Consider the following 19,112-nt stretch of genomic DNA (forward strand, 5'->3'; position numbering starts at 1 on the left):
CCGGCCCAGAATACGTGCGGGGCACCGGCCGCCTGGTTGTCGAGCGCCATCACCCAACTCATTCCGTATCCCGGGCCGTTCGTCCTCCTATCGATCAAGATGATCAAGAGGGGCGTAGTGTGGCCGAGTGGATCATGGACATGATGATCTGCCGACAACGGGAGTGATCGTGCCAGGGGGCGGGGCGTGGTGGAGCGGTTCGAGCAGGCGGCGGAACGAGACGGCCTGGTGCTGGACGCCGGACAGCGGGCGGTCGCCACACGCCTCGCCGAGATGGGCGAGGCGCTGGAGCGTGGCGGCCGACGGCGCTGGTTCGGCCGGGCCGCGACCGAGCCGGTGCGCGGGGTGTACCTGTGGGGATCGGTCGGCCGCGGCAAGAGCTGGCTGTCCGACACACTGTTCGAGACCGTCCGCGTCGAGGAGAAGCGACGGCTGCACTTCCACGAGTTCTTCCGCCAGTTCCACGCCGCCTACGCCCGGCATCGCGACGAGTCGCGGGCGGGCGAGCTCGCGGTGGCCGAACTGCTCGGGGACTGCCGGTTCCTGTACTTCGACGAGTTCCACGTGCACGACGCGGGTGACGCCATGCTGATGGGCCGGGTGGTCAGCTCGCTCATGGAGCGCGGCACGACGCTGCTGGCCACCTCCAACTACCCGCCGTCCGGCCTGCTGCCCAACCCGGTGTTCCACCCGCTGTTCGAGCCGACCATCGCGCTCCTCGAACGCTCCCTGGACATCGTCGGCCTCACCAGCGGCCCCGACTACCGCATCGCCGGGGCTGCCTCCCGCGGGCGCACCGGATTCGCCGCGGGCCGGTACCTCCGGCACAGCGGTGACCTCAAGGCGCTCGGCGCGGCCCCGGTGCCTTCGCCGACGCCGACGCCTTCACCGACGCCGACGCCGACGCCGACGCCGACTCTGACGCCGGCCCCGCCGCGGCCGGAGGAGCGGCGGCCGGTGCCGGTCAGCCATGGGACCGTCGAGGCCCTCGCCGTACGGGACGACTTGGTCTGGTTCGACTTCACCGACCTGTGTGACCGGCCGAACTCGACTATCGACTACCTCACGCTCGCCGAGGCCCATCCGCGCTGGGTGCTCTCAGGGCTGCCCCGCCTCACCGAGGCCGGTCGTGACGCCGCCCAGCGCTTCGCCAACCTCGTCGACGTGCTGTGCGACCGCGATGTCCACCTCACGCTGATCGGCCGTACGTCGCTGGCCGAGGCCCTCGGCGGCGACGGCCTTCCCACCGACGTCGACCGCACAGCGAGCCGGCTCGCACTTCTGACCGAGGAGTCCGGACCGGCGGCGCGCTGAGGGCAGCGGGCACGTATCACCGGCCCGGCGCGTCGTGCGACTGCGCTCGCGTGCCTGGCCGTCGTCGTGCCGCTCGCCCACCCGCAAACCCCACGGGCCGGGTCAGCGGACGCCACCGGATCTCCCCGCCGGCTCTATCGGTTCGGGCGCCGGAAGACATTCAGTGTCTTCGTGAGGCTCTTGATGGGGGAGGCGTCCTCCTTGGCTGCCGTCGGTGTGGCCGTCCGGGGCGGATGGTCGCCGCCGGTTGCTTCGGCCAGCGCGGCGAGCGCCGCCTCGGCCGCCTCCTGATACAGGTTGCAGGACGCCGTCATGGCTTCAAGCGCCTTGGCGTACTGGGTGACCATGGCCCGTGCGTGGACCAGCTCCTCGTCCTGGGTGAGCAGGTGCCAGCCTTGGCGCAGCCGTGTCAGGGCCCGCTCGGCGTCGGTCGGCAGCTGCCGTGGCAGCGAGCTGAACTCCATGATCTTTGAGAGGAGTTCGGTCGGCTCCGTGCCGTCCAGGAACACATCGCGAACGGTGAAGCGCTCCGCGTCGTACTCCGGCATCTGCGGCGTCGGGGGCAGGATGACGGCACCGCCACGCGGTAGCCCCACGCCCAGCTCACGCTTCATCGCGAAGTCGGCGATCAGCGCCTGATCCGGCGTCGCCCGGTGCTCGACGACCCGGTGCTTGAGGCTCGGTGGCAGAAACGACGTGACCGGTTGCCTCCCCAGTACGTCCGGCGTCATCGCCTCGTGCACCACGACATGGATGAACCAGCTCTGCTGCGTGCAGTCCCGCAGCAGGCGCCGCAACTCGCCGTCGTCCTTGGGCAGGTGGTTCGCCGTCCGCAGACGCACGCCGGGCACCTTCCCGTGGTCCCAGGGGATCTGGTCGCTGTCGGGCCAGAACATGGTGACGGGTGAGGGCCAGCCCGCTTCCCATGCCTGCTCCGCCTCGGCGGCGAGGACCCAGGGGGTGCCGTCGCGCTCGGTACGACGGGACTCGGCCTCGTACGTGGTCAGCTGAGCGCGTACGGTGACGCCCTCGGCCACGCGCCAGCGGGCCTCGAAGAGGCGGCGGGCCGACGGGCCGGGGTCGGCGGACTCGTCCCGAGGGAACAGATCGGTGGAGCGGGCCGCCTCGACGGGGTCGAGGTCCAGGAAGTCGTCGATGACCCGGGCCGCCTTGAGCGCGATCAGGTTACGCCGGACGTCCCGCTCCGCCTCGGGCCCGAGATGACGCCCGCGCCCGAGCCATGCGGTGACGGGGGCCGTGGTCGATGGAATGCTGTTCTTGGCCATGGAACCGTTCATTGGGGTGATCAGGGGCCTGCTCAGTATGGTCCGCGGGCGGGCGGGTTCACCAGGCCGCACCGGCCCGGCCGCACACTCGTCCGGCAAGGCCGCTGGGCGTCGACGGGAAATCCGAGCTGGGACGGCCCCCAGAAGCCGACAAACCGCCGCACACATCTCGCCCGGACTGTCGAGCCGGGTGCTCACCCGTGGTGCCTTGCGCTGACGGCCGCCCCGGTTGACGAAACCCCCTTGTCCAGTAGGGGAGGTGGCATGAGATCGTCCGCAGGTGATGACGAATGAGAACGTCGCCGACGGAGGCGCGGACGCGGGACGACCCGATGACCGCACCGCGTCTGCCCTGAGGTTCGCCACCGAACTCATCGCCTGGGTGGCCGCACCCTGGGCGCTGGCCGAGCAGTCATGGCTGCTCGCCGCCCTGTCCGTGGTGGTTCTGATCGGCCTTCCGACTCTCCTGTCCACCCCGGGGGACAAGGCCCAAGTGATCGTCGCTGTGCCGGGATGGGTCACGATCCTGCTGGTGCTGCTCCAGCTGGTCGTTGCCGTCATCTGCTCCTGGTCCGTCTGGCCCGCTTGGGCATCAGTGCTCGTGACCGTACTGGCCGCCGCGACCGTGGTCACGGAGCGCCGCCGCTGGATGTGGCTGCTCTCCGCGAACCGACGCGCCGGCTGACGAGCTCGTCCGCTCGACTCAGCTGCTCGTGCGGCGCCGCGGACGGGGCAGGCGAATCGATCACAAGGGTGCGGAGCGCGTCGCGCGGGCCGGGAGAAGACCGCGCGCTAGCTTCGGGCCATGACGGAACCCCTCTTCTACATCGACCGTTCTTCGATCCTGGAAGGCAGGATCGAAGAGGCCAGGGACGGCATGCGGGACCTGGCGGCGTTCGTGGCGGAGTGCCAGCCGCAACTCATGGCGTACCACTTCTATCTCGACGAGGCCGAGTCCGTGATGAGTGTCGTCGCCGTGCATCCCGACTCCGCGTCGATGGCGCGGCACCTGGAGCTCGGTGGGCCGAAGTTCCGCGCGTTCGGCGCGCTGGTCCGGATGCGCTCGATCGACGTGTACGGGCAGCCGAGCCCAGAGGTCGTCGACCAGCTCCGCGAGAAGGCCGAGTACCTCGGCGGTGCGTCCGTCACCTTCCACACTCTCCAGGCGGGCTTCAGCCGCCTGGACCGTCCTTAGAACACAGGCCTTCGGGTCCGGCCCTTGATGCGGAGCGCCTTGCAGCCGATGTCACGGAACGTCGTGCCGGGTCTCCGCTGTCGTCGGTGATCAGTCTTTCGGACCAACTGTCCGCTTTAGAGGCTGGACCGCAAGGAGTTCGGAGTCCGGGGATGTGTTCCTGGACGCGCGTGCCGGGGTCTTGCTGTCGCGTCACGGCGCGGTGCCGGCGGGCCGGTGCTTCGGGCTCGTGGGGGCGAGGCGCGGGTGAACTATCTTGGGTGGCAGCGAGATGAGAAGGAGACACCCCGTGGCATCCGGGCAGCAGGCGCGCGCACAGGCAGCCGCGATCACGCCTGGCAGGCGCGCGTCCGAGGCCGAGGCGGCCTCTCCCGCCGAGCGGGTGCGGGCGCTGTTCGGCGGGCACCGGCTGTCTCCCGCGCAGCGGCGTATCGCCCAGTTCTTGACCGATCACCTCACCGAGGCGGCGTTCCTGTCCATCACCGAGCTCGCGGAGCGCGTGGGGGTCAGCCAGCCGTCCGTGACCCGGTTCGCCTCCTCGCTGGGATTCAGCGGTTACCCCGCCCTCCGGGAGGCCCTCCAGCCCATCGCGCTCAGCGCGGTCGCCGGTGCGCCCGGCGAGGGGGAGGAGCAGCACCGTAATGAGCTCCAGTCCGCGATCGACGCCGAGATCGAGAACCTGACGTCCCTGCGGCGCACCCTCGCCGATCCCGACCGGATCGTGGCCATGGGCCGAGAGCTGGCCCGGTCCGTCCCCCTGACGGTCGTCGGCCTGCGGATCTCGGTCTCCCTCGCCGAGTACTTCGCGTACGCCGCGCGGCGCATCCACCCCGACGTCCGGGTGGTGACGCGGGGTGGCAGCGTCGCGTACGACGGGCTGCTCCAGGCACGCGAGGCGGGCGGCACGTGGGTACTGGCCTTCGCGATGCCGCGACACGCCAAGGAGACCCTCGCCGTCGTGCGTGCCGCCCGCGGTGTCGGACTGCGCGTCGCGCTGATCACGGACCTCGGGCTCGGGCCGCTGGCCGACGAGGCCGACGAGGTGTTCACCGCGGGCACGGGCTCGCGGCTCGTCTTCGACTCGTACGCGGCACCGGGGCTGCTGTCGGCGGGCATCCTCCAGGCCATGGCGGACGCGGACCCGGAGCGTACGCAGACTCGGCTGGAGAAGTACGAGCACGCGGCTGAGCAGCACGATTTCTTCCTGGACGACTGAGACCGACTGAGACCCACTGAACCGACCGAGACGGCTGGGCAGGGTTCCGGTCTCTGCGTGATCGTTTGGCATGAAAATTTTCATGCCCTTGCTTACTCGACGGTATATATATTTACTGAAGGAGCCCCGCCGGGCCCGAACAGAACATCGAAGGTCGCCCCCTCCTCCTCAGACGGCCCCGATGTCTCGACGGTCCGCACCGCGTTTATCGCGGGCGCTCTGTGGCGGCTCCGATCGACCCCTGGGTCGGAGCCGCCACACAGCCACACCCGGACGGCCCAGCCTTCGTGGTGGGCACTGCCGTGCTGCCGGAGTCCTGAAGTCATACGCCCACGACGACGGGGCGGGGTGCTTGAACCATGGGCGCCATGGGGCGTAATCCGCCCAGCTCCGACCACGGAATGGCTGGAGACCTCCAGACCACGGCCCTGATCTCGTCCGACGCCGTCGCCTGGTTCTGCGCCCCGCGCTCCGACTTGCCCGGCGTCTTCGGCCCCGGTCCGCTCGTTCGCCGGCTTCCTCCGCCAAGACTTCAACGCCGTGACTGCCGGCCTCACTCTCGAATGGAGCTCCGGGAAGGTCGAGGGCAACGTCAACCGGGCCAAAACGATCAAGAGAGCCATGTACGGCCGGGCCTCGTTCCGACTGCTCCGCACATCCGCGTCCTGCTCCGGAACTGACCCGCCCCGCTATCGGCGCGCCACTCGGCGCTTGGTCTTCGCTCGTACGCGCTCTCGCAGCAGCGCCTGGTAGTGCGCCGACTTCTGATCACCGAGGTCGTAATACTCGCAGAGGTCGGCCACCGTCTCGGCATCCTGCGCACTGCCGGTGAGACCGGCCTGCATGAGTAGCCAGAAGCCCTCCCGCACCATCGCCCGGAACTCGTCCTTCGCACGCGCCGAAGGCGACGCGTCGGCGTAACCCGAACCGTAGGCTGCACACAGCAGCGTCTCCAGGAACTCACTCTTGACCGCCGGCGAAACCTCACCCGCCAGTGCCGCAAGGATGACACCGATCGCTGGACCGGTGCACTCGGCGATGATGCAGCTGTACTCGACATGCCCGGACAGGTCGTAGCCGCGAGCGTCCTGGGGGCTCTCGGCGGTCAGAAGCGTCTCGAACACCAGCGGCAAGTGCTCTGCCGAGTCACCGCAGGCGCAGCTCAGCGCGGTCCAGTCGTGCCGCGCCAGCTCGGCGCGCACCAGATCGCTGACGCCCATCCCCACCCCGTTCGTAGACTGGCCTTCGGTCTCCCCATCTAGCCATGATCCAGTAGCCGGTCAAGACTTTTGTCACGCCGAGCCCTTCACGGAATCGCGGTCAGAGCCTTGAACGGCTCTGACCGCAGTTCCGTGAATGACCTCGGGCGCTGGTGTCGACGGCTATGGCCGCGCGTCGTCACGCGTGTTCGTCTGCGGATGCACTGACGGCAGGATCGGAGTCGTCGGGCAGGAGTTCAAGCACAAGGGTCACGGCCTCTTCGGCGGTGTCGACCTCGCCGATCACGGCGGAGGAAGAGCGTCGGCGAACCTTGAAGCGTCCGTTGTGCAGGGGCTCGATCGATCCGGCCTGCACGCTCCAGGGGTAGCTGATGGAGCTGCTGAAGAGCAGGGTGAAATGGCTGGTGAACGGGTACAGCCGCCGGAGTCGTGGTTGGGCGGCAGCAGCCTCCATCAGTGGGACGATGCCCGGATACGGGCGCCCGGGCGAGCGGACCTGATGTACTGCCTGCCTCCACCGCCGGCTGAGTCGTAGGGACTCCCAGCCTGCCTCGACGGCCTCGGTCAGCCCGCGACTGCGTGCTGCGGCCATGTCCGGCAGAACAGGTCTTGGAGGCAGGGGCAGCTGTTGGCTGGAGGTCTCTTCGGTCGCGTCCACTGCCACAGTTTCACGGATGGAGCCTGAGAGCGGTGCTCTGACAACGGAGATCACGACCGGGTAGGGACGCGTATCCGGAGGACCGGAATGACGCTCGGCCGTGCATGGCTCTCTTGACCGTTTTGATGCGGTTGACGTTGCCCTCGACCTTCCCGGAGCTCCATTCCAGGGTGAGGCCGGCGGTGACGGCAGCGAGGTCCTGGCGGAGGAAGCCGGCGAAGGAGCGCACCGGTGCGGGGCCGTCCTACTCGGCCTGGCGGATCCACTCCAGCAGGAGCTTGCCGCGGCGTTTACCGAGGAGATCATGGAAGCATCGGGCCAGGTCACAGGCACGGGCGATGTCCGGACAGGCGATCTTGACGTCCAGTAGTCTGTCCATCTCCTGATCCGTGAGCGTCTCGCGCGGACGCATGATCCACGAGGTGATCCGGCGGGGGCTGGGGAGGTCGGAGCGGACCGGTTCGGCCGTTCCCTCACGGAGCTTGGCCACGTGGCGCCGTACGGCCTGGACGTTGCCACCGTACCCGCGATCGCGGACCTCCCGGAACAGCTGGGTGCCGCTGGTGCAGCCGGCGGTGAACCTGCTGCTCAGGTAGGCCTTGAACGGCTCCAAGAGTCTGCCCTTGTGGACTCCGAAGTCCCTTGCGGAGGCGAGTAGCTCGTCCAGTGGGGTGGTCTTGAAGCGGCGGACGGTCTTCCGGGCGAGGCCGAGGTGACGTGCGATGGCGCTGATCGTCCATCCGCGCTCCAGCAGCCGGTGGACGTCGGCGTGGCGGTCCCGGGTGCGCTCGACGATCGGGGTCCGGGGCAGCGCGGGAGCGGGCATGTCGATCGCCGGGGGCTCGGGGGCCGGTTCCTCCTGATCGACGTGTTTGCGCAGGCAGGAGCGGTGCTGATGGCAGGTCTTCTCGACTGCGGTGGCCAGGTTTTGCAGCAGATGCCAACGATCCGCGACCTCGATGGCGTTCGGCGCGGCCTCCTCGACCGCCTTGGTGTGGGCGCTGGCTCGGTCCCGGCAGACGACCTCTACTCCCGGGTGCTCGCGCAGCCAGGCGGCGAGGGTCGCCGAGGTGCGGTCCGGCAGCACGTCCACCACACGGCCGGCCTCGATGTCCACCAGCACTGTGCCGTAGTTCCTGCCCCTGCGGAAGGCGAACTCGTCCACCCCGAGAACCCGTGGCGCCCTCGCTGGCACCGTCGGAGCCTCCAGCAGTCCGAGCAGACGGGTGCGTCCGGCCCGTACGTTGATCGCGCGGCACAGGCGTTCGCCGGCCCGACCTCCGAGCTCGACCGGGACCGCCCGCAGCCACTGCTTCAGCCCGAGGCTGGCGCGACGGTGACGCTCGCTCAGACCCCGAACCTGCTCTACGAAGGTCCGCCTGCGGCACCGCGGTCGGTCACAGAAGAAACGGCGAACCTGTGGGCGTATAACCAACTTACGCTCATTCAAAGGGCGTTCGGCCAGCGTGCGCCAGTAGGAGCAATGGACCCGCTGCCGCCTCCCGGCGCCAGATCGCGGCTGCGGCGCCTGACGATGGTTGATGCCGCGGGTACGGCCCGCGATGCCGGGTCGGCGATCACGATGAGGGGCATGGCGGCGTGCGTGGCGAAGCATGTCCCGCGAGACCGATCAGGAATCGAGAAGCACCGGCCGCCGCGAGGCCCCTAGCGTGATGGTCATGGCAACCACCACTTCCACCGCAGCCCACATGTCCCTCGCGTCCGTCACCCTCGAGGTGGCCGACCCCGAGGTCGCCCGCCGCTTCTACAGCGCCTTCGGCGTCGACACGTACATCCGCCTGCGGGCGTCCGAGGCGCACACCACCGGATTCCGTGGCTTCACTCTGGGCCTCACGGTGTCCGGGCCGGCCACCGTCGACGGCTTCGTCGGCGCCGCCGTGGCCGCCGGTGCCACGGTCCTGAAGCCCGCCGCGAAGTCGCTGTGGGGCTACGGCGGCGTCGTCCAGGCCCCGGACGGGACGATCTGGAAGATCGCGACCTCGGCGAAGAGGAACAACGGCCCCGACACCCGCACGATCGACGAGATCGTCCTGCTGCTCGGCGTCGAGGCCGTGAAGGCCACCAAGCAGTTCTACGTCGACCGGGGCCTGACCGTGTCCAAGGGCGTCGGCAGCAAGTACGTCGAGTTCGCAGCCGGCCAGTCCAGCCCCGTCAAGCTGGCGCTGTACAAGCGCCGCGCCCTGGCCAAGGACCTCGGCGTCCCCGTCGACGGCACCGGCTCGCACCGCATCGTCCTCGGGAGCACTGGCGACACCTTCACCGACCCGGACGGTTTCGCCTGGGAGGCTGTCGCGTCGCCCGCCCCCACGCTGTCCTGACCCCGCCCCTGCCATCCCGTGTGACCGGCGAGCACTCGCCGATGTGACATCCGGGCATCGGCCCGAATGTCCGGCAACGTCTCCATCTCCAGTGCAGGGAGCAAGGCATGAAAGCGCACGTCAGCTCGATCCTTCTTGGCGTCCGGGACATGGACCGGGTCAAGCAGTTCTACACCGAGGGGCTCGGCTGGAAGATCCGGAGCGACTTCGGTATCTCGGTGTTCTTCGCATCGGACGGCGCCTCGCCCGTCGGCTTCTACAGCCGCGAAGGCCTGGCCGACCAGGTGGGCACGGACCAGGAGGGCAGCGGCTTCAGCGGACTGGTTCTGACCTACGTCGTACGCAGCGAGACGCGGGTCGACGAGATCATGGCGGAAGCCCAGAAGGCCGGCGCCACGGTCCTCAAGCCCGCCGGTGCTCTGCCGTGGGGCGGGTACGGCGGCACCTTCGCCGACCCGGAAGGCTACATCTGGAGTCTCGGCTACAGCGCCCAGGGAACCGACCAGCCCTACGCGGAGTAGCCGAGATCCGAGCCGGGCGGGCGGGATCCAAGGTGAACCGGCAGGACGAACAGGAGAAGATCATGAAGTTTCTGGCCAACGTTGAGCCCCCCCGAGCCCATGCGGGGTCTGGAAGTTCCCTCCGAGGTGGTAGCAGCACTCGGCGGAGGCGCGCGGCCCCCGGTGACGATCACCGTCAACGGGCATTCCTGGAAGAGCCGGGTCGCCCTGCTGCGCGGCCGCCACTTGCTCGGCCTCAGCAATGCCAACCGGCAGGCCGCGGGTGTGGCGATCGGCGACGAGGTCGAGGTCGAAGTGGAGCTCGACACCGAGCCGCGCGTTGTCGTCGAGCCTGCGGACTTCGCCCAGGCGCTGGACGACGACCCGGTCGCCCGCGCCGCCTACGACAATCTCGCGTACAGCCGCAAGCGCGAGCATGTGCACGCCATCGAGAGCGCGAAGAAGCCCGAGACGCGCCGACGACGCATCGAGAAGGCAATCGCCACCCTGCGGGGCTGACCCCCGAAAGCACGACTCCGGCGGCAGCGCAATCGCCGTGAGGAGGGATCACCCTGCCCACCCCCTGAAGGAGAAGAAATGCAGAAACGCCTCATGGCCGGTCTGTACTGGTTCCTGGCCTTTGAGTTCGCGCTGGGCGCCGTGACCAAGTACTGGCCAGGCGACACGGTATTCAGCTCGGCGTACTCCGCGAAGTTCGTCGACTGGGGTTACCCGTCCTGGATGCGCTTCGTGGTCGGAGCCCTGGAAGGTGTCGCCGCCGTCCTGCTCGTGATCCCCAACCGGAGAGCACGCTTCCTGAGTGCCACGACGCTGATGTTCGTGCTCACCGGCGCGGCGACTACTCACATCGTCAACCATGACCCGGCGGTGGAGAGCTGGGCCGCGCCGACCCACCTGCTCATCATGGGCATCCTCGCGCTGGCCAATTGGCCTGCCGACTGGCGTGACCTCCTGCGCTCTCCTTCCGCGCCGACAGCCACAACACCACGTCCATCCAACGAAACGACAAGAGTGCAGCACCTTTGAGGGAATCCCTGACCCCGACGGTGGCGGGACGCGAAGCCCACCAGCAGCTCGGCGGCCCGATCGTACTCACCTGGGGCAACCCTCAACGTCAACAAGGGGTCGGCCTGGGGAAGTTCGCCGACTCGCGGGACTGGCTACCATCTACTACCTGCCGCCCTACGCGCCCGACCTCAACCCCGTCGAAGGGATCTGGTCCCATCTGCGACGCGGCCGGCTCTCCAACGTCGCCTTCACCACCCCCGAACACCTCATCCTCATGGATGGCCGCCTCACCGAGACGGGCCTGACCATCAGACCCAGATGAGCAACGGCACGACTGCCCTGTCTCATCGAACGTCGTTGACCAAGATTGGCCAGTGCCCACCCGCCTGATCAGCGCAGACACGAAAGCCGCCACAGGGCCTCGTTGCGGACATCTGAGTCTGTATCCGACGTCAGCGTTCGGAGTTGCGTGATCAGCTCGACGCGGCTCTCTCCGGTCGCCCAGCGCGGGTCACAGTCAAGCTCCGCAGCGAGCTGATCAGCCGTCCCGTCGTCAGACGCCACTGCACGGGCCGCGAGCACAGCACGTAGGCCGGCCAGATCCCTCCGAGCCAACAGAGCCGCAGCAGTATCAGAGGTCACTCCGGTGTCCTGAGCGTCCAGGAGGAGACGGTGCAGGACACCGGCGACACTCTCGATCCGAGGCACCGCCGCCAGCCGTCGCCCTGCAGCTGCCCTCACGTGCCAGGCCGGAGAGCCGGCGTCAGCGATCGATTGACGAGGCGCTTGGTCTATGGAGTCTTCCACGGCACCAGGCTCCCAGCCGGATATCTCGATCAGGCTTCGTCGAGACAACACCACAGCAGGCAATCTTCGGTGAGAACGGTCCACCTTCACTGAGATCAAGGCAACGACACCACGAGTTCAATCTCCGTAGGACGAACTCATTCTCGGCTCCTGCGCGTGAGAGAGCAGAGTGGTGGGGAAATCCGCTGGTGGCGGGCTGACGTGCTGGGCGATGCTGCGGTTGTGATCGAACGGGATGACGCGGTGCGCATCGTTGAGGATGAACTGGAGCGTGGCCATCAGGCGCGGGTTGCCGCTGGTGTCGAGCAGTTCCCGCGCAGCGTGGTCGTGCGCGTAGACGAGCACGAGCTCGTCTGGAAGGTCTATGTGCAGTCCGAGGAGTACGTGCGAACGCGCGATGCAGCGGCGATGCTCGTGGGACACGGTCCTTATCTGGTCGACCGCGTCGACGGCGGGCTGCACTCGATTGGAGTCCTTGCCGAGGTCGAGGGGGCGTGGCAGGACGACTACCGTGGTCGTATCCGAGGGCTGCCCGTCCGCACTGCAGTGGATGATCTCCATGACGAGCTACGGATGGCAGCTGAAGCGGCGGGCGGGCGCATGGCCGCTGTCCGTGCCCTTCGCCGGAGGGTGGCCAGGCTCTCCCCGACGAATGCCCTCGCGTATGTAACCGGGCTACTCGCGGGCGAAGTACCGCCCCAGCTCCTGGCCATCGCCCACCAGGAGCTGGTGGATCCCATTGACCGTGTGCTGGCTGTCCGCACCTACGGAGTTGATGCGGATTTCTGATCAGAGAGCCGAATCCGCCGAAGCCGTGTGGCTGGCTTTGCTCTGGTTCAGCTGAGGACGGATCACGGTGGCTGTGCGAGGACGAGGATCCGCAGCAGCGGGAACGAGGCGCGGCCGTATGACGGGCGTTTGATCCGTGTGGTCCCGCCCCCAGGCAGAGCACCTTGAAGATGAACTCGCATGCGGCGAGGCCCCTGGCCCCTGCGGCCGAGGGCTGACGTCGCCGGGCTGGAGCTGGCTCCGCCCGCTACCCCGGCGAACCAGCTGTCAACACGCTCTCCGCACCCGCGGGTGGTGGACGGCCTCCCAGCCTGCCGAGCCGTTTGCGATGGGCGGCCTGGTCGGCGGGCTGTGGGATCACCGCCCGGATCCCGCGCCGACGGAGACGGGTGCGGATCGCGCAGGACGAATGCGCCTTGTCGGCCAGGACCATCGCCGTTGCAGTTCTGGGCCGGCGCCCCCCGGGGTACCCGCAGGCGGGCCACGCCTGGGGGGTGCCCCTATGTCTTTGGTCAAGCAGGTCGGGTGTGGGTTCGGGGCGTCTGGAACGATGTGTCCGTGCATGCTGATGATCAGGTTGGCGAGGGTGTCCCCGCGGAGCTCGCGACGTTCCTACGGAATGCGGTCGACGGCCGCCCGGTGAGGATTGCTCCTTCCGTCTGAGAGGGCTGCGGCGGCCGAGTGTTCTTCATGCTGGTCAATGCGTCCGGAGCGGAACGGGAGTGTTCTGCCTGTGGGAGCCGCGCTTTCATCGCGGACAGCGAGGAGTACTGGAATGAGGAGTCCTGGGAGGATGACGAGCCTGGTGCGGCTGGCTGCCCGTGCGGGCGCGAGGAGTTCGAGGCCGCGGTCGCGTTCTCGCTCGGCGACGACGGATCGGTCCGCTGGGTGACCGTGGGCCTGCGATGCACCAAGGACGGGTTCTGCGGGGTCTATGCCGACTGGAAGATCGACTATGTCCCCACGGATCACCTCCTGACCATGGTCTAGGTCGGCGGGGCAACGGCCCGAACGGGCTGCGGTTCGTAGAAGGTTCCGTCGCGGAGCATCGCGAACAGGACGTCGGCCCGGCGCCGGGCGAGGCAGAGCAGGGCCTGGGTGTGGTGCTTTCCCTGGGCGATCTTCTCGTCGTAGTAGGCCCGCGATGCCGGGTCGCCCAGGGCGGCGAACGCGGAGAGGGAGAAAGCCCGTTTGACCTGCTTGCTTCCCCTCCGGGACGGTTGTTCACCGCGGATCGATGAGCTCGAGCTGCGGGTGGCGGGGGCGAGTGCGGCGTAGGCGGCCAGGTGGCCGGCGGTCGGGAAGGTGCTGCCGTCGCCGACCTCGATCAGGATGCGGGCTCCGGTCCTGACTCCGACTCCCGGCATCGAGGTCAGGACCTTCGAAAGAGGGTGGTCCTCCAGTAGTTCCTCGATCCGCCCGGCCAGCAGCTTCCGCGGGTCAAGCACGGCCGTCAGCGAAGCGGCCAGGCTCGGGACGATCAGCGCGGCCGCCTCCGACCCCGGGGCCGTCACGGTCTGCTCGTCCAGGGCGGCGAAGATCTCCTCGACCAGCCGTTCGGCCATCCTTGGCGCCTTCGGCCGCAGCAGGGTGACCAGGCGTCGTCGTCCGGCCTTGCGGATCTGGGCCGGTGACCCGAACCGCTCGAGCAGCGTGAGGACGGCCGGGTGCTGCAACCGCGGTCCCAGGACTCGTTCCAGCGAGGGATGGATCTGGGTCAGCAGGCCGTGCAGCCGGTTCGCGACCCGGGTGGCCTCGCCAGCGAGGTCGTCGTCGAAGCCGACGATCATCTCCAGCTCGGCGATCGTCTCGTCCTCGCCGTCGATCGCTCGCAGCGTGTGTGGCATCGCCCGGGCGGCGTTCGCGATGATGAACGCGTCCTTCGCGTCGGTCTTGGCCTCGCCTGGGTAGAGGTCGGCGATCCGCCGCATCGTCAGCCCCGGTAGGTAGGCGCCGGGGCAGCCCATGTCCCGGGCGACGACCAGCGGCAGGGCTCCGATCGAGGCCGGCTGGTCGACCACGACCAGCACCGTTCCGTGCTTGGCCTGGAGTTTCGCGAACAGCTCGCGGAGCTTGGGTTCGGTATTGGCCAGGCGCTTGTCGAAGGCTTTCTTGCCGGCCGGGGTGACGGCGGTGGAGTGGTGTTCGCCCTTGCCGACGTCCAGGCCGAGGAAGACGTCGATGTCGCCGGTGTCGATGACGTGCAGGCCCCTCCATCACGCTTTCGTCCGGCCTTGCCTCGGCATCGAGCTGCCACATCCACGTTACGGAGAGCTCTTCCGGCTCGGGTGAAGCCGGTGCTCAAGCCCCTCATCAGCGGTCCGTCGATGCCTCCGGGCCCGGTGACACCCCCCCCGGATCCTCAACCGCAACAGGGGGGAAGTCATGCCGGACCCGAAGGCCGGTAGCCCCATCGCGGGCCACGAAGACGGTAACGGGGGGGGAAGGCGGGTGCGTCACTTGCCTGGTCGAGCCTGATGACGAAGGCAAGCGGACGGCAGTGGCTGCCCGCAGCCAGGTGGATCTTGGTGGTCAGTCCACCGCGGGAGCGTCCGAGGGCATGGTCGTCCGGCTCGCCGGACGGGGCCCGGTTGACGGGCTCCGGCGGCGTGCTGGTGGGCTCGGACGATGGTGGAGTCGACCGCGACGACCCGGTTGAGGTCGCCCGCATCGTCGGCCTGGGCGAGCAGGGCGGTGAAGACCTTCTCCCAGGTGCCCGTCGGCCTCGACCGGCTGCGCCGTCGCCTCGTACCTCCAGCGCAAGGCCGCCAAGAACCAGTGCCCCTGGCTGCCGAAGGTGCGCAGTGCGGGCTTAAGCTCCGGTCGTGACGAACTCCTTCCGGTGCACTCACTGCGGCACCGTCGGCCTCGAGCCCGGCTTCGTCGAGGATGCCGGCCAGAGCTCCCGTGGCTACGCTCGCTGGATACAAGGCGCCCTCGAACGAGGCCCCTTCGGCGGCGCCAAGCGCATGGGCAAGCCCGCCTGGCAGATCGACGCCTACCGCTGCCCCAACTGCGCACACCTCGAACTCTTTGCCGGCCGCCGCACCTGATCCCGGCGCCCGGATCTCCTCGTCGAGCGCCCCCCGAGGCCTTCTCGGGTTCTGCTGCGCCTGTCACGACGGTCCGCTTACGATCCGTGGCCGTGTGGATACGCCACCAGATCACGGGGAGCGAGCGGGGATGTCCGAACGGGAGCGGATCACGGCTCGCCGGTAGTCACGTTGGGATTGAGGCGGTCGGCCGCAACCGGCGGTCTCTCAGGGGCAGTTGAGTTTGGTGTAAAGAAGAACAACAGTTCCGCCGAGGGAACTGACGACCTTGTCTGCACCGCCGGCCTGCCGCTATCGAGCGCCACTATGAACTATCTCGCCACCCTGAAAGCAGTCACTGCGAGAAGATCGGCTTGCGGTGGCGGGCCCCCTGCCCGCAGGAAGGATCGCGGGGATCGCGCTGGCGGTGCTGCGCTGCGACCAGCGGCCCGGCGATCTGATCGACGGAATCGGGGTGCACCGCACCACCGTCACCCGCTGGGTGCGGGAGGTCGTCGGCCGCTGGCCGCCCGGGCCCCCGCCTGGATCGCGCGCTGAAGAAGATTGCCCGGAAGCGTGGCGGAATCATGCTGCTGGACGGCTCCCTGATACGCACCCGGCGGCGCATCGGAACAGCGAACGGGAAGAACTACTCCGCAAGCACACATGCCACGGCCTGCTCGTGATCGCGCTCACCGACGACAGAGGCCGCCTGCTCTGGGTTTCCGCGGTCCGGCCCGGACGGAAGTCGGAGGTCACTGCTTGTCGGCACGACAGACGCACCGCTGGTGGTCGTTGTCGGCTGGCCCCTCACCGCAAACCGAAGCGACTGCAAGGCATGGAAGGAATCCGGCGCCAAAGCCGCCGTCGGCAAGACACTCACGATCACCGACGCGGCTACCCTCGGCACCAGGCTGCTCAGGCCCCACCGCCGCCGCAAGCGCAAGGGTACTGCGCAGCGCCTGCAGCACGGTTTGACACCAGGAGGGAGAGGTCTCCCCACGGAGCTGGAAGAAGTTGCTGCTCCCTGCTCCCTGCTCCCTGCTCGCGCGGGCGTGGTCCCAGCGTGCCTACTGGACGGCCGCCCGGGCGGGCAGTGCGTACGTGGCCGGCGCGCGCATTGCTCCGTGCTGTTCGGTATGTGGGCGTGGAGACTCAGTCGGGTAGTGCAACGGTGAGATCCACCTCGATGAGCTGCCCTGAGAAGCCCAACTGTGCGACGCCCAGGAGCGTGCTGGCGGTGGTGAACGCGGGGCCGAGTGAAGACTCGGTCAGCCGACGCCACGCGGCTCCCAGAACATCTCTGTCGCCGCTCTGTACGTAGATCACTGACCGCACCACGTGCTGCGGCTGGGCACTCACCGCTGTCAGTGCGGCGATCGCATTCGCGACAACCTGGTCGACCTGCGCCTCGAGGGAACCGGGGCCGACGAGGTCACCGTTCCGGTCAAGTGGGCACTGCCCCGCCAGGTACGCCGTTCGGCCGGCCTCCACCACGGTGATGTGGTGGTAGCCGGGCGTCTTGTGCAACTGCTCGGGGTTGATTCGCGTGATCGCAGCCATGCCCGCGAGTCTGGCCACTGCGCGGTCGGCGCGCACCGTATTTTCTCCCGCCGATATGCACTCCACAGCGGCCCGGGGTTGGAGAACGGCGGCGGCGGTGCCCCAAGGCCCGATCCCGGGCAGGTCTAGGTCCCTGTCGTCGCCGGGCTGCCGTCCCAGCGTGATTGCGGACTGCATGCTTTCTGTCGGCGGCGGCCTGACCTCTCGTCATGCATGCGTCAGGCATGCTGGTCCAGCGCGGCGAGCAGCTGGCTCGCGCGTCCGTCCGCCGCGGCGAAGGTGAGGTGGTCGTGGTAGCCGCGGGTTTTGGCGATCAGGCCGTCCCGAGCAGGACCTGGATGTTGGCGGTACGAAAGGTGCGGCCGGTGGCGGGGTACAGGCCCTCATAGTCGAACTCGGCGATCACCACTTCGGGGTCGTCGGTCGGATGCTCGTCCGCATCACCGACACTGTCCACACCCTCGCCATCTGGCACCGCCAGGGAGCCCGCCCCGACCTCGACGCAGCCCGTCGCGTCATCTGGCAGGGCCTCGACATCGACGACAGCGCCGAACTTCTCTATCAGGACTGGATGCTCGTCGAGAACCAGGCCGGTAACCGGGGAGCCGTCCACATCGCCTACGAAGCTCTCCTCACCCTCAACCGCCGACTCGACGTCAGCATCGAACCCGAGACCGAGCACATCTACGAGGAGATCGTCAGACGCAGCGCGTGAACAGCAAGGGGCACCGGTGAACCACGTTCGCCGGTGCCCCTTGCTGTGGTTTCTGACCCCCTTGCCCGGTTCGATGATCGAACCGGGCTAATCTTCTAGAGGAGCCGCGTCACTGGCCTTTTGAATCGACTTCGATGCGCTCAAGGTTGGCCCAGAGCGGACTCACGTTGTATCGGGCCATGTACTCTTCGAGGATTTGGAATGGAGGATCACTTGTGGGCTTCCTGTCCACCCAGACGGTGTCGCATTCCTCGCACACCAGGAAGGATTTCTTCTCTCCCTGGACGCGACACTCTACTACCCATCCCTGTTCAGACCTTGGGCGCCAGATCAATTCTCTACTCCCTCAGGACTTCAGAATGACGGTGATCACATCTGCGGGAATGCGGTAATCGCTCTGGTAGTTCCCGGGACGACCACTATTCGGAGATTCTTCTCGCCAGCGGTCCCGATTGCTCTGCCCATGGGTACGACATACCTCGCGCGGTCGCTGGGGTCGGGAGCGCCTCGCTTCTTCCACCCCTCGTCGATCAATCCGAGAACGTTTGCCTGATCGGTTTCGGTGAAAACACTGTGTGTGGGTTTCGATGCGTCTGGATGCGCGTGCTACATCACGTGCGGTATGCGGTGACCGTGTGCAGAGCCTGGTCCGTATACGAGTCCAACTGGGGACTGGAATCGATCTCCGCACCGAGATCCGTGAACCCTAAACGGCAGCTTGCATTGTGGACCAAGACCGGCGTGGTCCCTGCCAGCACGTAGCAGGTGTGCAGGGTATCGACGCTCAGAGTGTAGGTGCGTGCGTTTCGATCAAACGCAAGCCCGCTTGGTGGCCTCCGCTGCGTAGTCCGCTGGTCGCCGACCTCACCGCCATCTGGGCCGACGGCAGCCTCCACATCCACACCGGTACGTATGGGGCGGAACCACCTGGGCCACCGTCCAGCACATCGCCTGACACCAACCCGATAGAAATCGAGCGGGCCGGGGCGGATGCGCCCGGGCCCGCTCGACGTGCCGAGGAATCCCAGGGCCCTGGCAAACAGCACGCGTACGAAGGCGACCCCGCCTCATCGCCCCGGAGAATTCCCTGCGGCTGGCGGCGCATTCAAGGGACCGACCCAGCCGCGCTTCCTGAACGGCAGCGAAATCGTCGGACGGGCAAGTGAACGAAGTACTGGCCCGGCGTGCCAGCGACCGTCGATGTCACGCTCACGTCCGACGGTGGTTTTCGTGTCGCCGACGACGGACCAGGTGTCCCCGTTGAGGCCGCCGGGGACACTGGCCGTCCCGGCCTTGAAGCCCTACTGACCCAAATGCACCCCGGTGCGGAGCCAGACGGCAGCCACGCTGCGGCCGTGATCCTCTTCGGCGTCGGGCCCTGTGTCATCAATGCCTTGTTGAGCCGGCTGACAGCCGAGGTGCGGCGCGAGGGGGGCAATGGGTTCAGGA

Annotated in this window: 18 protein-coding genes and 3 pseudogenes; 14 read left to right on the forward strand and 7 right to left on the reverse strand. The window is 68.1% G+C overall.

All coding sequences use genetic code 11. From position 1 onward, the window contains the following. The first annotated feature begins 186 nt into the window (after positions 1–186). The gene (gene zapE / locus AC07AW_RS34515; RefSeq protein ID WP_478819430.1) at positions 187–1,314 is read left to right on the forward strand and encodes a cell division protein ZapE; all 1,128 of its coding nucleotides are present in this window, start codon (positions 187–189) and stop codon (positions 1,312–1,314) included. A 134-nt stretch (positions 1,315–1,448) separates the two neighbouring features. On the opposite strand, the gene AC07AW_RS34520 is transcribed toward zapE, so the two are convergent. Next, a complete protein-coding gene (locus tag AC07AW_RS34520) occupies positions 1,449–2,600 on the reverse strand; it encodes a hypothetical protein (RefSeq protein ID WP_478819431.1) in 1,152 nt (383 codons plus the stop codon). 283 nt (positions 2,601–2,883) lie between these two features. Here AC07AW_RS34520 and AC07AW_RS34525 point away from each other — a divergent pair, with 283 nt between their 5' ends. The 3 genes from AC07AW_RS34525 (at position 2,884) to AC07AW_RS34535 (ending at position 5,011) form a co-directional block, all read left to right on the forward strand. Further along, positions 2,884–3,285: a hypothetical protein gene (locus AC07AW_RS34525; protein WP_478819432.1), complete on the forward strand. Its 402-nt coding sequence runs from the start codon at positions 2,884–2,886 to the stop codon at positions 3,283–3,285. Positions 3,286–3,405: 120 nt separating this feature from the next. Continuing rightward, on the forward strand, positions 3,406–3,795 hold the full coding sequence (locus AC07AW_RS34530) for a hypothetical protein (protein WP_478819433.1): 390 nt from the start codon (positions 3,406–3,408) through the stop codon (positions 3,793–3,795). Positions 3,796–4,084: 289 nt separating this feature from the next. After that, entirely contained in the window at positions 4,085–5,011 is a 927-nt protein-coding gene (locus AC07AW_RS34535) for a MurR/RpiR family transcriptional regulator (protein WP_478819434.1), read from the forward strand. 689 nt (positions 5,012–5,700) lie between these two features. Here the strand turns inward: AC07AW_RS34535 and AC07AW_RS34540 are convergent. The 3 genes from AC07AW_RS34540 to AC07AW_RS34550 form a co-directional block, all read right to left on the reverse strand. Then, positions 5,701–6,231, reverse strand: coding sequence for a hypothetical protein (locus AC07AW_RS34540; protein WP_478819435.1), 531 nt, complete (start codon positions 6,229–6,231; stop codon positions 5,701–5,703). A gap of 178 nt (positions 6,232–6,409) precedes the next feature. Then, positions 6,410–6,889 (reverse strand): DUF6193 family natural product biosynthesis protein, encoded by a 480-nt coding sequence (locus AC07AW_RS34545; protein WP_478819436.1) that lies wholly within the window; start codon positions 6,887–6,889, stop codon positions 6,410–6,412. A 244-nt stretch (positions 6,890–7,133) separates the two neighbouring features. Then, complete coding sequence (locus tag AC07AW_RS34550; protein ID WP_478819437.1) at positions 7,134–8,504, reverse strand: ISL3 family transposase; 1,371 nt, start codon at positions 8,502–8,504, stop codon at positions 7,134–7,136. 58 nt (positions 8,505–8,562) lie between these two features. On the opposite strand from AC07AW_RS34550, the gene AC07AW_RS34555 reads away from it, so the two are divergent. The 6 genes and pseudogenes from AC07AW_RS34555 to AC07AW_RS34580 all read left to right on the forward strand — a co-directional run bounded on the left by AC07AW_RS34555 (position 8,563) and on the right by AC07AW_RS34580 (position 12,353). After that, on the forward strand, positions 8,563–9,228 hold the full coding sequence (locus AC07AW_RS34555; RefSeq protein ID WP_478819526.1) for a glyoxalase: 666 nt from the start codon (positions 8,563–8,565) through the stop codon (positions 9,226–9,228). Between the two features lie 107 nt (positions 9,229–9,335). Beyond that, positions 9,336–9,749, forward strand: a complete 414-nt coding sequence (locus tag AC07AW_RS34560; protein ID WP_478819438.1) for a VOC family protein — start codon at positions 9,336–9,338, stop codon at positions 9,747–9,749. A gap of 99 nt (positions 9,750–9,848) precedes the next feature. Then, positions 9,849–10,247 carry a YdeI/OmpD-associated family protein gene (locus AC07AW_RS34565; RefSeq protein ID WP_478819439.1) on the forward strand — a complete coding sequence of 133 codons (399 nt, stop codon included), beginning with the start codon at positions 9,849–9,851 and terminating at the stop codon, positions 10,245–10,247. A gap of 78 nt (positions 10,248–10,325) precedes the next feature. Continuing rightward, a complete protein-coding gene (locus tag AC07AW_RS34570) occupies positions 10,326–10,775 on the forward strand; it encodes a DoxX family protein (RefSeq protein ID WP_478819440.1) in 450 nt (149 codons plus the stop codon). A 35-nt stretch (positions 10,776–10,810) separates the two neighbouring features. Beyond that, positions 10,811–11,079, forward strand: a pseudogene (locus tag AC07AW_RS34575) (transposase); the annotation flags it as partial. Between the two features lie 641 nt (positions 11,080–11,720). Further along, a complete protein-coding gene (locus tag AC07AW_RS34580; protein ID WP_478819441.1) occupies positions 11,721–12,353 on the forward strand; it encodes a YrhB domain-containing protein in 633 nt (210 codons plus the stop codon). A 295-nt stretch (positions 12,354–12,648) separates the two neighbouring features. On the opposite strand, the pseudogene AC07AW_RS34585 reads toward AC07AW_RS34580, so the two are convergent. Continuing rightward, positions 12,649–12,819 (reverse strand): annotated as a pseudogene (locus AC07AW_RS34585) (IS5/IS1182 family transposase); the annotation flags it as partial. A 215-nt stretch (positions 12,820–13,034) separates the two neighbouring features. Here AC07AW_RS34585 and AC07AW_RS34590 point away from each other — a divergent pair. Next, positions 13,035–13,343, forward strand: a complete 309-nt coding sequence (locus tag AC07AW_RS34590) for a hypothetical protein (protein WP_478819442.1) — start codon at positions 13,035–13,037, stop codon at positions 13,341–13,343. On the opposite strand, the gene AC07AW_RS34595 is transcribed toward AC07AW_RS34590, so the two are convergent. Next, complete coding sequence (locus tag AC07AW_RS34595; protein WP_478819527.1) at positions 13,340–14,551, reverse strand: IS110 family RNA-guided transposase; 1,212 nt, start codon at positions 14,549–14,551, stop codon at positions 13,340–13,342. The genes AC07AW_RS34590 and AC07AW_RS34595 overlap by 4 nt on opposite strands. Before the next feature lie 627 nt (positions 14,552–15,178). Between AC07AW_RS34595 and AC07AW_RS34600 the strand changes: the two genes are divergently transcribed. Both AC07AW_RS34600 and AC07AW_RS34605 read left to right on the forward strand, forming a co-directional pair. After that, positions 15,179–15,406, forward strand: a complete 228-nt coding sequence (locus AC07AW_RS34600) for a hypothetical protein (protein ID WP_478819443.1) — start codon at positions 15,179–15,181, stop codon at positions 15,404–15,406. A gap of 755 nt (positions 15,407–16,161) precedes the next feature. Beyond that, a pseudogene (locus AC07AW_RS34605) lies at positions 16,162–16,326 on the forward strand (IS5/IS1182 family transposase); the annotation flags it as partial. 214 nt (positions 16,327–16,540) lie between these two features. Here the strand turns inward: AC07AW_RS34605 and AC07AW_RS34610 are convergent. Beyond that, positions 16,541–16,948, reverse strand: coding sequence for a RidA family protein (locus AC07AW_RS34610; RefSeq protein WP_478819444.1), 408 nt, complete (start codon positions 16,946–16,948; stop codon positions 16,541–16,543). Between the two features lie 427 nt (positions 16,949–17,375). Between AC07AW_RS34610 and AC07AW_RS34615 the strand changes: the two genes are divergently transcribed. After that, entirely contained in the window at positions 17,376–17,663 is a 288-nt protein-coding gene (locus AC07AW_RS34615; protein ID WP_478819445.1) for a hypothetical protein, read from the forward strand. Positions 17,664–19,112 lie beyond the last annotated feature (1,449 nt).

This window comes from Streptomyces sp. NPDC044003 (genome assembly GCF_056435185.1).